Origin of the sequence: Candidatus Magnetaquicoccus inordinatus, assembly GCF_004217665.1 — a bacterium.
Taxonomy (GTDB): domain Bacteria; phylum Pseudomonadota; class Magnetococcia; order Magnetococcales; family Magnetaquicoccaceae; genus Magnetaquicoccus; species Magnetaquicoccus inordinatus.
In genome coordinates, this window is sequence record NZ_RXIU01000542.1 from 1 (window position 1) to 13,757 (window position 13,757).

Below are 13,757 nucleotides of genomic sequence, written 5' to 3' on the forward strand. Positions count from 1 at the left end.
CAAGGTGCAACGCAAAATGGGGCAGATCGGTTTTGATTGGCCCGATGTACACGGTGTACTGCGCAAAGTACATGAAGAGCTGCAGGAGTTGGAGGATGCCTGCCAGGAGGGGCACAGCGAGGCCATCGCCGAGGAGTTGGGTGATCTGATCTTCACCCTGGTCAATGTTGCCCGTCATATGCAGATCAACCCGGAGATGGCTCTTCGTGGTTCAACACGCAAATTTCAGGATCGTTTCCGGTATATTGAACACCGGTTACATCAGGAGGGTCAGGCGGTCTCTTCGGCCAGCCTGGAACAGTTGGAGAGGTTGTGGCAGGAGGCCAAACAGCCTCCATCGCATCACAAGCAGCATGAAGAAGGAAGACGGGATTGATTCAACATCTACGCAATATTGCCATCATCGCCCATGTCGATCATGGCAAAACCACTTTGGTGGACAAACTCCTGCAGCAGTCGGGTACCTTATCGCAACGCGGCGAGGTGCGCGAACGGATCATGGACAGCAATGATCAAGAGCGGGAACGGGGGATTACCATTCTGGCCAAAAACACTGCCATTCAATGGGGAAAATATCGCATCAATATTGTCGATACCCCAGGCCATGCCGACTTTGGCGGCGAGGTGGAACGGGTCTTGTCGATGGTTGACTCGGTGCTGCTGCTGGTGGATGCGGTGGATGGCCCCATGCCACAAACCCGTTTTGTCACCCGCAAAGCCTTTGATATGGGTTTTCGCCCCATTGTGGTGATCAACAAGGTTGATCGCCCCAGTGCCCGCCCCTTATGGGTGCTGGATCAAACCTTCGAGCTGTTTGACAAACTGGGGGCCAGTGATGAGCAGTTGGATTTTCCAGTCATCTATGCTTCGGCCTTGGCCGGATTTGCCTCTCTGGATGCCGAACAGCCGGGAACCGATATGACCCCATTGTTTGAAACCATCGTGCGCGAGGTCAATCCGCCCTTGGTTGATCCAGAGGGACCATTCCAGATGCAGGTATCGGCCTTGGATTATAACAGCTATGTCGGCCTGATCGGCATCGGACGCATCAAGCGGGGTTCAATCCGCAGCAACTCGCCGGTCACGGTGATTGCTGCCGATGATCGGCAACGACCGGCACGTATTCTGCAAATTTTTGGTTTTCTTGGTCTGGAGCGGGTAGAGGTAGCGGAAGCCTTTGCCGGGGAGATCATCGCCTTTACCGGCGTGGAAAAGCTGGGTATCTCCGACACCTTGTGTCACCCGGAAGGGGTGGAGGCATTACCCTCGCTGGCGGTGGATGAACCGACCATCAGCATGATGTTTCAGGTCAATGACTCCCCCTTTGCCGGCAAGGAGGGCAAGTTTGTCACCAGTCGCCAGTTGCGTGAACGTCTGTTCCGCGAACTGGAACATAATGTGGCGCTGCGGGTGGAGGAGACCGAACATCCCGACCGTTTTCGCGTCTCTGGCCGTGGTGAGCTGCATCTGGGGGTATTGATTGAAACCATGCGCCGTGAAGGTTTTGAGATGGGGGTATCACGGCCTGAGGTGATTGTACGCGAACGCGATGGGCTGCAGGAGGAGCCGTATGAGACTTTGGTGATCGATGTTGAGGAGAGTTACCAGGGAGGGGTGATGGAGGCCCTGGGACAGCGTCGGGCAGCGCTGCAGGATATGGCTTCCGATGGCAGCGGACGGGTGCGTTTGGATTATGTGATTCCGGCACGGGGTTTGATCGGTTTTCAAACCGAGTTTCGTACCATCACCTCCGGCACCGGTTTGATGTATCATGTGTTTGACCACTATGGACCGATCTGTCCCTCCGGTTTGGGACAGCGCAAAAATGGGGTATTGATTGCCCGTGAGGAGGGTAAAGCCACCGCCTACGCCTTGTGGAATCTGCAGGAGCGTGGCCGCCATTTTATCGGTCCAGGCGCGCCGATCTACGAAGGGCTGATCATCGGCATGCACAATCGCAACAACGATCTGGTGGTCAATCCGCTCAAAGGCAAGCAACTGACCAACATTCGCGCCTCTGGAGCCGATGAAGCAATCATCTTGACCCCACCGATTCGTTTGTCGTTGGAGCAGGCGTTGGAGTTTATCAATAACGATGAGCTGGTGGAGGTGACCCCCCATTCGATTCGTTTACGCAAAAGGCTGCTCAAAGAGCACGAGCGCAAACGCTACAGCAAAGAGCAGGAGTAGGAGTCTTGGCGACATGGCAGGAGATTGCTTGTACTCCCTCTCCTGCCATGCTACTGAAGGCAATAACAGAGCGATAGACGGAAAATTTCAGGTAACTATTCACCACCCAGAACCATTGCGGGTCCAGGGAGGGCACCTCCCTGGCCGGGTCCAGGGATGGAATCCCTGGGATTTTGCTTGTAATCCTTTGCCTTTGGCGCGCTTTACACACGAAGCCGACGCGCCTTTTGCGTCGGCTTAAGCGCCTAATGGAAGCAAGCTGTGCGGATTGGCGCGCATTTTTGCGCCAATGGGCACAGCATCCCCATGGGGGTAGAGCTGGCGAGCCAGCACCAACCTGAATAGTTACAATTTCAGAAAGAATACTCAGGAGTGTCAAGCTCACGCGGACAAGGAGAGTGCAAACTGCCGATCATAGCTTTCGATATGCTCTTTCAACCAAGTAGTCAGAAAAGTGGACATTTCGGCAGTAATTCCTGCACTTCCCTCTTCCATCAGATGTCCGGTCAACTGTTCCAACTTGAAGACCAGATATTCATGCTCGGTTTTATGTTCATTTAATTTGTTATAATTTTTGCTTGCCATCAACTCCTCTTCGCGCCGAAAATGGTCGCGCGTATATTGCCAGAGCTTGCTGACGATGGCATCCATACTGCCACTCTGCGCCGACGAGGATAGAAGAATATTTGTTATTTCGTACAACTCTTTATGATCATTATCGATCACATCGACATGCACCAGCAAATCATCTGTAAAAACAAAAGCATCCATTTATTGATCCCCTTGAGCTAGACATCCCTGACCGCTACTGACACTGACTGATAAGAGGATTGGAGTGACACTCCATCCCAGGTCATAAAATAATCGCCAACACTATTCCCGTCAAGGCGAGGGAGCCATTGCTGGACAACCAGGCGGAAGGAACTCCCCATTCGCTTAATTTGGCCTGGGCCAACTGCCAGGTGTTTTGTGGCAGGTGCAAGCGGGCACTCATTTTCAAGCCCACTCCCTCACCGGTAACAGGCCGCTGCCAAGCGATGGTCTGTTCGCTGAGCAGATAATTTTCTTGTTTACCGTGCGGGTCTATAACCCACACAGTCCACAGCAGGGCAGCAGAACCGAGGACTACACCCAACAACAGTATGATTTTTTTCATTTTTTCTCCGTAACTATTCACCACTCAAAACAACTGCGGGTCCAGGGAGGGCACCTCCCTGGCTGGGTCCAGGGATGGAATCCCTGGGATTTTGCTTTTAATCTTTTAATCTTTTAATCTTTTAATCTTTTAATCTTTTAATCTTTTTAATGTTTTGCCTTTGGCGCGCTTTTCACACTAAGCTGACGCGCTTTTTGCGTCGGCTTAAGCGCTTAATGGAAGCAAGTTGTGCGGATTGGCGCGCATTTTTGCGCCAATTCGCACAGCATCCCCATGGGGTTAGAAGAGCTGGCAGGCCAGCATGAACCTGAATAGTTACTCTTCTCCTTGCAATGCAGGGCAGATAGTGCCGTGCAGAGTCGCTGTCGGCTCAAATGGTGCTGAACTGTTTTGGTTCCACACCCATATTCAAGCGGATCAGGTTGCCATTTTTGTTATAGAGGGAGACCCGTTGCGCGCCGACCCCTGCCAAAACCGGTTGGGCGCCAGGGAGCATGCCTTTGGCAGTTTTGCTCTGCGGCATACTGTCGATTCGCCGTTCAATACGTGCACCGCCGTGCTGGCTGTAGACCTTTTTTAAGCGTGCAATCTCCTTGCGATCCACATTGCGACCAAATTTGCGCAAGAACATCACCACAAACCAGACAATCAGCGTTTTCAACATGGCCCCTACCCTACTTTCATTATGTCATGGAATGAGAGACGGATTGTGCATCCGTAGCCCGGCGGATTCATCCCTGTTTCCTGTTTTGCCCCAAAAAGCGCCCCCTGGCCTGCAGCGGTACTGAAAGGGCAATAATTTCATAAATTTTCTAGAATTTTATTCGACAAATGCTTCATCTGACATTCATTGCATAAACAAACCCTGTTCACTTTATCGGATAATTTGCAAGCAACTTGACACTTTTTTTGTTGTCGGCGCATTTTTTCTCGCGTGCGCTAAAAAAAAATCACCGTGCACAGGCAATTTTGGTTGACGCATAATACAGATTTGTTGTAATACGGATTTGTAGTAAAATAAATTTGTATTGCTACCTCTCTACAGTTTACTCCTCACCTCAAGGAGATGCAGCATGCCACACAACATCGTCGGACCACCTGTGCAAGATGATAATTTTTTCGGTCGCGAACAAGAACTGCAACGCATCAATGACTATCTGCGCCAACACAGCCTGCTGCTGCTCGCTCCCCGCCGCGTTGGCAAAACCTCCCTGCTGCATGCTCTGGGAACACAGTCGCAGGCAAAAGAGTACCGCACTCTCTATCTCAGCGCCGAAAGCATCCACTCCGTCGCTGACCTGTTGGACAAGCTGTACCACAGGGTCAAAGAGCTCCTCGATGGTCAGTACATACTTAAATTCGGCCACTCCGTACAGAATAAACTCTGTTCCATCAAAGAAATCCCCTGGATCAAATGGGAGCCATCTGCAGACATGCCCTGGCAACAAAGATGGGAAAAACTGCAAGAGCTGTTGGCCGACCAGCAAAACCCCTGGTTGATCATGATCGATGAGCTCCCTTTATTGATCCTACGTCTGCTTGGCAGTCAGAAAAAAGCAGAGGCAGAATGGTTGCTGCACTCCTTGCGCTCTTTGCGCATCACATACACACATACACGTTGGATTTTTTGTGGCTCCATCAGTCTGGATAGCGTGAGCGAACTCTATCAACTCACCCCAAGCATCAATGATCTGTACCGTTTTGCCTTAGGGCCCTATTCAGAAGAGACCGCACGGCGGCTATTAAACGCACTCAGCAGCAACTATCAAATCCCTATCACCGAAGAAGGAATGCAGGCTCTGTTGCTGCGCTGTGGCTGGCTGATACCCTACTACCTGCAACTGCTCTTCGATCAACTGCGCCAGGAGAGGAGTCCGGTCACTGCACAACGGGTTGAGCAAGCCTTTCAATCTTTGTTGGCACCAGCAAATAAAGGATATTTCAGCCATTGGCATGATCGGCTGGAGATCCCTGGCGCTGGAGCCAAAGATCGGGCGCTGCGCATCCTGGCTCACTGTGCAGAGGATCCACAGGGAGTGACAGAACAAAGCCTGACCCAGAGCCTGGGTACTGGGCTTGCCGACCCGGAAAGTCGCTGGAGCAGCGTGCAGCAGTTGCTGGATCTGTTGCATCGGGATGGTTATCTGGTTGCAGATGCAGAGCGATGGCGTTTTCGCTCCCCGTTGTTGCGCGAATTTTGGTTGCGAAACATTGTGCGGAGAAATTCAAATGGCTGAGATACAACATCCCTTAGGCGGCATGGCCATTTACAACCCCAGCCTGCTCGATCGTGAGGAGTGCCGCAGCCTGTTTGTGGCCCGGCAATCGTTGCTGCAGCGTATCCTTGCCGACATCTCAGCCATGGGCAATAGTGGCCAAGGACAACATCGCTTGCTGCTCGGCAGCCGCGGCATGGGCAAAACCACCTTGCTGCATCGGCTGGCCTTGGAGATCGAAGAGCACCCTGCTCTGCAAAATATTTGGTTGCCCTTGCTCTTCCCGGAAGAGCAATACAGTGTGGCCTGTCTGGGCGATTTTTGGCTCAACTGCCTGGATGCCTTGGGAGATGCTCTGGAACGACGCAATCAATTGCCTCTGCTGCACAATCTGGATCAACAGGTCGAACGCCTGCAAGCGCTTGCTCCAGCAGAACGGGCAAAACAAGGCTTGGCGGCCCTGTTGCAGTTTGCCCAACAGCTTGAACGGCGTTTGCTGCTTTTGGTAGATAATATCGATCTGATTTTGGAACGCATCCGCAGCGAGGAGTGGTCGTTGCGTGAGGTGTTGGGACATAGCAGAGAGTTGTTGCTGCTGGGTGCCAGCAGCCGGATGATCGAAAGCAGTTATCAATATAATGGCGCCTTTTATGATTTTTTCAAAATAGATGAGCTGCGCGGTCTCACCTTGGAAGAGGTCAAACAGGTGATGCGCGCTCTGGATGCCCGTCAGGAGGGCAGAGACAAACCGGGAAATCGGCTGATCAACGAGGATCCGGGTCGTCTGCGCGCCTTGTATGTGTTGACCGATGGCAATCCGCGCACCATTGTCTTGCTCTATGGGGTCTTGTTAAGCGGTTGGGGAGAGGAGATTCGTGGCGATCTGGCCCGCCTGCTCGATCAGGTAACCCCTCTCTACAAAGCCCGCTTCGAGGAGATGGCACCACAGGCACAACAGGTATTGGATGCCCTGGCCTTGCATTGGCATCCAATGACAGCACAAAAACTGGCGGAGACAGCCCGCCTGGAGGTCAACAGCGTCTCTGCACAACTGCACCGACTGGTCATTGATGGGGTGGTGGAAAAGGTGGAGTTGCCGGACAGTAAGCGTACCGGTTTTCAGGTTGCCGAACGATTTTTTAATATCTGGTATCTGATGCGCGCCAGTCGTCGCTTGCGGCAGCGGTTAAGCTGGCTGGTGGAGTTTTTACGCCTTTTCTACAGCAGTCAGGAATTAGCCGAAAAGGCCAATCGCCATTTGCGAGCAGGAACACACGCAAATGGCGCGTGGATTGAAGAGGGATTGGCCTATGCGCGAGCCTTGGGCAGTGAGTTTTCTCTGCTGACCAGGGTTCTGGAACGCTCTGCAGTGCAGAAAATTTTTTCCCAAACCTCCCTGATGCACGAATATGCTCCTCTGCTGGATTTGACCGGTGAGGATCAACATTTGAGCAGTATAGCCGAACGGCACAGACTGTTGCGTGAGGCCAAGGAGAGTATCTTGGCAGCTCCTCCTCCTGCCTGGAAAGAGGCACCAACTGCAGAAGAGTTGTGGAATTTAATTGGTGGGAGTTTTACACCAGCTTCAGTAAAGCATGGATTCGCTATCTTTTGGAATAAATTACCAGCAGAAGACCAAGTAAAAACCTTCAGCGCTCTTCTTGCTGAATGGGATTATTCGTTGGTAGTCTATTCAAATCAAAACCATGTTGAACAAATTTACAGGTTGCTGCGTGAGGGTGTTCTGGATGTTCCACTGCAGCTTTCTGATATTGCTATTGCTATTGCATCCGAAAACGCCAGACAACCTAATTCTGGTTGCTGGCTCCTGCTGTTCGGTCTTTCATTAACCTTGGAAAAGCACACCCCCGAACAGATAGCAATGTATAGCAAAAAAGCTAAGGAAGTTCTGGCTCTTGATTCTTCACCAGTGCTACGTCTGATGATGGCTCGATATCTCTGGAACAATGCAAACAAAAAAGCCGAAGGCTATTTTACTGAAGCAATCAATCTTATGCCGGACCATTTACCTGCCAAATATATGTTTGGCCTCTATCTCATGCAAGAAAAACGCTGGCACGAAGCAGCCCATTACTGGCTTCCAGTCTTCTCGGCCAAAGACATTGGACCCCCATTGTTGTTGATAAATACCTTCGCTTTTATCAAACTGACAGCACAACAAGGCCACGGCAAAGAGGTGCTACAACTCATCGAGCAAATCGGCATGCGTGAGCAGTGGCTGCCCCTCTGGGAAGCCATACGAGCGTATGTCAACAACAACCCCAAACAGCTCAACAGCCTTGCCCCGGAAATTCGTACCCCTGCCCTGGAAATTCTGCAACAACTGAATGCCCCAAAGGATGCTGAATCACAGCCAAAGAGTGAATATCCCTGAGCAAAACCTTGAAAACTCCGTCTCCAAACCCCTGCTGGGAGGAGACAATCTCCTCCCAGAGCCTCCCTGATTGTTCTCTCTTACTTGGCCTTGCGGGCAAACAGGGGATCCGCCGGATCCAACTCATGCAGACGCTGCCACTGCCGCTTTGCAGCACTGACTACCCCCATCTTCTCCAAAACCATGGCATACAAAACCTGCTCACTCATCGCGGCACCACTTGCAGGCTCCATCCCCTGCAACTCCGCACGCTCCCCCTCACTCACTACCTCAAAACGCCACGGCTCCGACTGCGCCGAACCACTCTCATCCAAAACCTGCCAAGTATACCGACCACCCGCCTTGAGCAACCCCTCCGCCAGCGTAAAGCTCTCGCCTACCACCTCCTGCTCCAACAGCAAAGCCCCACCCATCTCCTTCACCAACAGACGATATTTCTCTACCCCGGAAAGTGCATGCCAACTCAACAACTGCTCTCCACCCAAAAGACGCTCCTTGTCAACAGGGGTAACCAACAAAATATCACCCAATTTTTTGCTCACTTCACGCACACCAATCGCCACCTCCGGCATGTTGACCGCCTTGCGCCCCTTGCCCAAAGCTGCCATCAGCGTCCCTCCACCTGCCGCCTCCTGCACCTCTGCCTTGCCCCGTTTGGCGACAAAGCCCCCCTCCTTCACCGTCACCTCATTGGGTCCACGCAACACATAACGCTTGAAACTGCCCAGATGCATCAATACCACCTCTGCACCCTCAGCCAACTGCAAGCGATTGCCTACCGCCAGCGCATTGGTGCGCTGCAACGGTGATTCATCGGAAAAACCATTCAATTCACTGATCAAAACCACCGCACCACGGACATCCAATGCCACCCCAACCCGCTCATTCGCCCAGGCAAACAGCGGCAGCAAACCCACCAACAACAGACTCAAAACACGCCAGAGCATCATCCTCTCCTCTTTCTCAAACTATTGCTTGGCAACCGAAAAATTGTTCCCACGTGAATTGACCACCGGCGTCATCGCCGAGGTCTCATATTTTTGGCTCAAGAAAGGAACATATTGCTGCACAAACTCCAACAACTCACTGACCGATACCTGACCATCGCGTGGCTTGCGATCCGCCTTGCCCTTCATCCCTTCCAACAAAGCATAGGTAAACACACCATGCCCCAAATCGGTCAACTCACTGGCCGACTGCGTACCCATGGTAGCAGTCGCAATATGAATACCGGTGGAACGCGACAATAACGCCATCGAACGCTTGCTGCCAAACTCGGCAAACGCCTGCATCGCCGCCCCAGATTCACAGGCATCAAAAAGCAAGATCACCTTCTGCGCCCCAATCCGCGCCACATGCTCCTTGAAATGGTGTGCCGAAATCCCCTGCTCCTGCACTGCCGATCCATCCAACCCCTGCAACTCGTGCGGCACAAAAAACCATTGATCACCCATCGCCTTGCCATGTCCGGCAAAATAGAGCATCACCACATCCTGGGCCGGCACCTTATATAAATCACCGATATTGGTGCTAATTGCCGAACGGGTCGCCTTGCCGTCATACATCTCATAGGTAACCACCTGTTTAAAAATATCAACATTGGAACGCATCATAAAGGAGAGCATTCCTTTGGCATCCGGCACGGCAAAATTAAGATTCAAAGCCGGATTGGCATAACGGTTGACCCCAACCACCAGCAAGTGCAGCCGTGGCGTCTCGGCAACCCCTGCCCCATGCTTCACCACCACCGATGAGGGTTCACTCTCAATACGATCATTGCTTAAGCTGACCACTCGAAAACGGTTTTCCCCATCGACCAGCTCTACATTATAGGTGATCTTCTCTACCTTGCCACCATCCCCCTCCGCCTCTTCCTTGCGTCCTTTGCCCGGTTCAATAATTTTGTCATTATGATAAACGCGGGTCTCGGCAATACCACCCCCCTGATCCAACGCCTCCACCTGCAAAGCCACACTCTTTGCCGACACGGCAGGTTCCGCAATCGTCACCTTGGGCGGCAAGAAAAAGCCCTCGCTGACGTTTGGTGCGCCGCTGTCACTGGCCGCCTCTGCCTGCACCGAATCCCGGGGCGAAAGCAGATGCCCTAACAAAGCCGGACGATAATATTTTTCCAAAAAGCCATCCAAGGCAAAGCTGTGCCCCTCGCCACTCCATTGAATGGCATCCAAACGATCCTCCAAATCACCATCCAAGGTGCCATCAAAACGGCCATCGGGAGACACCACCGCCCACCCCGAACGCAAGCTGACCAAACGCGCCAACTCATTGCGACCATCCAACCACCATAAACGCGCAGTCTGATCGGCACTCGCCGTCAACAGATGCTGCCCCTCTGGCGCAAAAGCCACCGCATGGATCTCCTGCTGATGCCCCTCCATGCGCAACCGTACCTGCTCGCTCTGCAACGACCAGAGCCGCACTATCTTGTCTTGCCCCACCGATGCCACCTGGTCCCCACTGGGACTAAAGGCGACTCCCTGTACCGGACCATCATGGTCGCGCAACACCCGACTGCCACCACTGACGCTCCAAATGCGTAACGAGCCATCTTTGTGACCGCTTGCCAGTTGCTGTCCATCCCCACTCCAGGCCAAGGATAAAACCGACTCTGAACCCTCCTGCCAATTGTGCAACGGATTGCCACCCGCCACCGACCAAATGCGCAGTGAGCCATCCTCACCCCCACTGGCCAGTTGATCCCCCTTCGGGTGTACAGCCAAGGAGCGTACCGCCCCCTGTCCGCTGGCAATGCTCAACTCCAACGCGCCATTGGCCACCTGCCAGATCTTGACCGTACCATCTTCACCGCTGCTGATAACCCGCCGACCATCGGCACTCAGCGCCACCCCAGTCACTGCACCGCTGTGTCCAGACAGACGCTGCTGCTCCTCCCCGGTGGCCAGATTCCACACCAGCACCGCCCCATCCGCACCCCCACTGACCATGATTCCTTGCCGCTTGCCTGTCACAGCCCGTTTACTGACCTTGCCTTTTGCTCCCTTGGCCGCTTTGCTCTCAGCAGGCGGAGCCGCCGCCCCACTCATCACCGCAACGGCCGTCACCGCCCCCGCATGTCCCCGCACATCCAGCTCACGTTGTCCAGTGGCCACGCTCCACAACTGCGCCCCACCATTCTCACCGGCAGTCACAAACCACTGCCCATCACTGCTAAACCGCCCATCACGCATCGCTGCGGCATGGCGTGAACGTATCGTAAACGACGGTCGAAAAATCTGCCGTGTATTCATATGAATTGCTGTCAGTGTGCTGCTCACTCCTGCGGCCCGCACATGCGCTGGCAAGGCCCACGCCTCAGCCACCAAAACAGACAACACACCACCGGCCAGCAATGCCGATTGCCACAAAAGCGTTGAACCTTTGCCCATCTTGCCCTCCCACCGAAGATTATTCATATCGAGGTTGTTGTATAGGTTAATGTAATCCGAGTCAACATGATTTTGCTTGACAGATCTCCGCGCATTCCGTATAAACTGGTGTTGCTCAATCGCAACAGATTGTTGCTTGATTGCCACGATTCACTCATTTCGGTCCACGACCGATACTTTTTGCTCTTGGGGAATTTTCCATGTCCAGTCTGCATAAAGGTGCTTTGTCACTTGTCGCCGGAACACTGCTGATTGCCGCTCTACCCAATAATGCAGAGGCAACTTATGATGATTATTGCCAATATGCAGAATATCAAAGTTCCAGTTCATGCAAGGATTTATCTGAAACCACACAAACTCGTACCGGCGCCACGCAGACCATCTCCCTGATCGGTCAAGGCGCCGTGCGTTCCTTGCGTGGCAGCAGTGCCGGGACCATCAACACCACCCTGCTCGGCGATACAGTCATGACTGGTCTGGCCGCTGGCAGTGCCGCCCCGCAAAATGGTATCTGGGGCAACTATGACTATACCCGTGTCGGTGACTCCCTCTTTAATACCACTACAAAACTGCACAACTTTGTGATCGGTGGTGACCGCAAAATCCAAAAAGATCTTGCCCTCGGTGCCTCCTTTACCTTTCAAGACACCAACTCCAGCCAAATCCACAGTGATGCCGAAGCCTGGACCATCGCTCCCTATATGGCCTACCTGATCAACAACAACATGAGTCTCGATCTGGTAGCCGGTTATACCTGGATCACTACCGAAAATGGGGTCGCCGCCGGTGAGCATGACAGCAAGCGATATTTTATCGCCCCAAACCTGAGCGCTTATACCACCAATCTGGGCAAATGGGAGATCGATGGCCATTTGGGCTTCATGTATGTCAAAGATAAGGTAGACGGCTATACCGGTTCAACCGCCCACAGCATTGACTTCTCTCAAGTAAAAACCGGCATCGGTGTCTCCTATTCCGCCACGGATAGCCTGCAACCCTATTTCAATCTCGATTATGAGCAGGATTTGGTCTACAAAGCTGCCAATGCCAATTACAGCGATACCGGTATCGCCCCAGGGCTTGGCCTGCGCATCAATCTGCCAGCCTCTTTGGTCGGTGATGTGCGCGTCGGCAGCAATCTGGGACGCCGCAATATCGATCAAGAGTCTATCACCGCCAATATCCGCATGAACTTTTAACTCAGTTTGGTTCAGCGCTTGACTCTGAAAAGCGGGGTGCAAACCCCGCTTTTTTTATCTGCTTTTTTTCTCCGCCATTACCCGGCCAACACAGCAAACACGCTCTTTTCTCCGCATATTCATCCTCGCATACTTATATTTAGCAATATAAGAAAACAGTGAAAATTTTATCTTGCAATAGAGGTAAATCAGGTAAATAATCTCAAACAACATTCAGGACAAAGTCCTATTGTTACCACCCCTTCCCTGCACCCTTACACCACCAATCAATGATCAAGGAGCGCTTCCTTTCGGGAGCCACCACCACCATGAAAAAGCATGTTCTTCCACCTCGCAAACAAAAACAATCAAAAGCCGACCTGCAGCGCAACACACCATTGATTTTGGTTTCTGGTCCTTTTGGTTCCGGGATGGAAGAGTTGGCCGAACTCTTGGCACAACACCTCCAGTTACCCTTTTATGATCCGCATCGGTTGGAAGATCTGGCAAGCAATCGCGAACAGCATCAGCGCGCCTGGCGTGATCTGAAAATGGCGGAGGGAGATTTTTTTGATTATTGGCTGGGCCATTTGCATGATCATTCCGACCTCTCAGCAGAGGAACATTTGACACGCATATCACTCGCCATTCGGGAGATTGCCGGTCAGGGTGGCATAATCGCTGGAATTTGCCCGCACCTTGTGCAGGCGGGGGATTGTTTGTTTCGCATGCACGTCAAAGCCAGCGCCCGCTATTGCGCCCGCCGTTTGGCCTCCCGTCATGCCATTGATGAAGCAGAAGCAATGCTGGTTTTTTTGCAACTGGAAACAGAACGACAACGATTTTTATCTAGCCTATTTACAGAAAAAATATTAGAAAGCGTCCAATTTGATCTGGTGTTGGAGGCGGAATGGCTCTCTTTGCAACAGATGCTTGCCTACTCTCTGCAAGCCTTGCGTGCCAAGCACTTTTACCTGCCGGAGATCGTTAGAGATCCTTCTTGATTGCCATCGGCAACTGGCCAGGGCAAGCGCATTTGCCAATTTCCTCACTGTTGCCACAAGCGAAACTGTGCATGTCGGGCATCCGCCCTCCCAAAGGGTGCCCATGCAGGGCACAAATCTTTGCGGCGTGCGCGAATGCTTAAGCATTCGCTTCTGGTGAAACGCCGCACATTTTCAGCAGGGCTTTGCCCTGCACCCACCAGGAGGAGAT

Annotated in this window: 11 protein-coding genes; 6 read left to right on the plus strand and 5 right to left on the minus strand. The window is 52.6% G+C overall.

Going from position 1 to position 13,757, the window contains the following annotated elements; translation table 11 throughout:
- Window positions 1-376, plus strand: a 376-nt coding sequence (locus EJP87_RS17270; RefSeq protein ID WP_265332143.1) for a MazG nucleotide pyrophosphohydrolase domain-containing protein, incomplete at its 5' end; no start/stop codon positions are given.
- Window positions 373-2,190, plus strand: a complete 1,818-nt coding sequence (typA, locus tag EJP87_RS17275; protein ID WP_130473049.1) for a translational GTPase TypA — start codon at window positions 373-375, stop codon at window positions 2,188-2,190. The genes EJP87_RS17270 and typA, both read left to right, overlap by 4 nt.
- Window positions 2,191-2,571: 381 nt before the next feature.
- On the opposite strand, the gene EJP87_RS17280 is transcribed toward typA, so the two are convergent.
- The 3 genes from EJP87_RS17280 to EJP87_RS17290 all read right to left on the minus strand — a co-directional run bounded on the left by EJP87_RS17280 (window position 2,572) and on the right by EJP87_RS17290 (window position 4,010).
- The gene (locus EJP87_RS17280; RefSeq protein WP_130473050.1) at window positions 2,572-2,961 is read right to left on the minus strand and encodes a bacteriohemerythrin; all 390 of its coding nucleotides are present in this window, start codon (window positions 2,959-2,961) and stop codon (window positions 2,572-2,574) included.
- A gap of 82 nt (window positions 2,962-3,043) precedes the next feature.
- Window positions 3,044-3,346, minus strand: coding sequence for a hypothetical protein (locus EJP87_RS17285; protein ID WP_130473051.1), 303 nt, complete (start codon window positions 3,344-3,346; stop codon window positions 3,044-3,046).
- 370 nt (window positions 3,347-3,716) lie between these two features.
- Window positions 3,717-4,010 carry a hypothetical protein gene (locus EJP87_RS17290; protein WP_130473052.1) on the minus strand — a complete coding sequence of 98 codons (294 nt, stop codon included), beginning with the start codon at window positions 4,008-4,010 and terminating at the stop codon, window positions 3,717-3,719.
- 409 nt (window positions 4,011-4,419) lie between these two features.
- On the opposite strand from EJP87_RS17290, the gene EJP87_RS17295 reads away from it, so the two are divergent.
- Both EJP87_RS17295 and EJP87_RS17300 read left to right on the plus strand, forming a co-directional pair.
- Window positions 4,420-5,583 (plus strand): ATP-binding protein, encoded by a 1,164-nt coding sequence (locus tag EJP87_RS17295; protein WP_130473053.1) that lies wholly within the window; start codon window positions 4,420-4,422, stop codon window positions 5,581-5,583.
- Window positions 5,576-7,957: an ATP-binding protein gene (locus EJP87_RS17300; protein WP_193771518.1), complete on the plus strand. Its 2,382-nt coding sequence runs from the start codon at window positions 5,576-5,578 to the stop codon at window positions 7,955-7,957. The genes EJP87_RS17295 and EJP87_RS17300 overlap by 8 nt, the downstream gene beginning before the upstream one ends.
- Before the next feature lie 80 nt (window positions 7,958-8,037).
- Here EJP87_RS17300 and EJP87_RS17305 read toward each other — a convergent pair whose 3' ends face one another.
- Both EJP87_RS17305 and EJP87_RS17310 read right to left on the minus strand, forming a co-directional pair.
- On the minus strand, window positions 8,038-8,907 hold the full coding sequence (locus EJP87_RS17305) for a hypothetical protein (RefSeq protein WP_130473055.1): 870 nt from the start codon (window positions 8,905-8,907) through the stop codon (window positions 8,038-8,040).
- A gap of 18 nt (window positions 8,908-8,925) precedes the next feature.
- Window positions 8,926-11,364 carry a caspase family protein gene (locus EJP87_RS17310; RefSeq protein ID WP_193771519.1) on the minus strand — a complete coding sequence of 813 codons (2,439 nt, stop codon included), beginning with the start codon at window positions 11,362-11,364 and terminating at the stop codon, window positions 8,926-8,928.
- A gap of 200 nt (window positions 11,365-11,564) precedes the next feature.
- Between EJP87_RS17310 and EJP87_RS17315 the strand changes: the two genes are divergently transcribed.
- Entirely contained in the window at window positions 11,565-12,563 is a 999-nt protein-coding gene (locus EJP87_RS17315; protein WP_130473057.1) for an autotransporter outer membrane beta-barrel domain-containing protein, read from the plus strand.
- A 308-nt stretch (window positions 12,564-12,871) separates the two neighbouring features.
- A complete protein-coding gene (locus EJP87_RS17320; protein WP_193771520.1) occupies window positions 12,872-13,546 on the plus strand; it encodes a cytidylate kinase-like family protein in 675 nt (224 codons plus the stop codon).
- Window positions 13,547-13,757: the final 211 nt, after the last annotated feature.

Coding starts and splice junctions, on each gene's coding strand:
- EJP87_RS17295 (WP_130473053.1), top strand. CDS start 4,420: ATGCCACACAACATCGTCGGACCACCTGTGCAAGATGATAATTTTTTC.
- EJP87_RS17305 (WP_130473055.1), bottom strand. CDS start 8,907: ATGATGCTCTGGCGTGTTTTGAGTCTGTTGTTGGTGGGTTTGCTGCCG.
- EJP87_RS17280 (WP_130473050.1), bottom strand. CDS start 2,961: ATGGATGCTTTTGTTTTTACAGATGATTTGCTGGTGCATGTCGATGTG.
- EJP87_RS17315 (WP_130473057.1), top strand. CDS start 11,565: ATGTCCAGTCTGCATAAAGGTGCTTTGTCACTTGTCGCCGGAACACTG.
- EJP87_RS17285 (WP_130473051.1), bottom strand. CDS start 3,346: ATGAAAAAAATCATACTGTTGTTGGGTGTAGTCCTCGGTTCTGCTGCC.
- EJP87_RS17320 (WP_193771520.1), top strand. CDS start 12,872: ATGAAAAAGCATGTTCTTCCACCTCGCAAACAAAAACAATCAAAAGCC.
- EJP87_RS17290 (WP_130473052.1), bottom strand. CDS start 4,010: ATGTTGAAAACGCTGATTGTCTGGTTTGTGGTGATGTTCTTGCGCAAA.
- EJP87_RS17310 (WP_193771519.1), bottom strand. CDS start 11,364: ATGGGCAAAGGTTCAACGCTTTTGTGGCAATCGGCATTGCTGGCCGGT.
- EJP87_RS17300 (WP_193771518.1), top strand. CDS start 5,576: ATGGCTGAGATACAACATCCCTTAGGCGGCATGGCCATTTACAACCCC.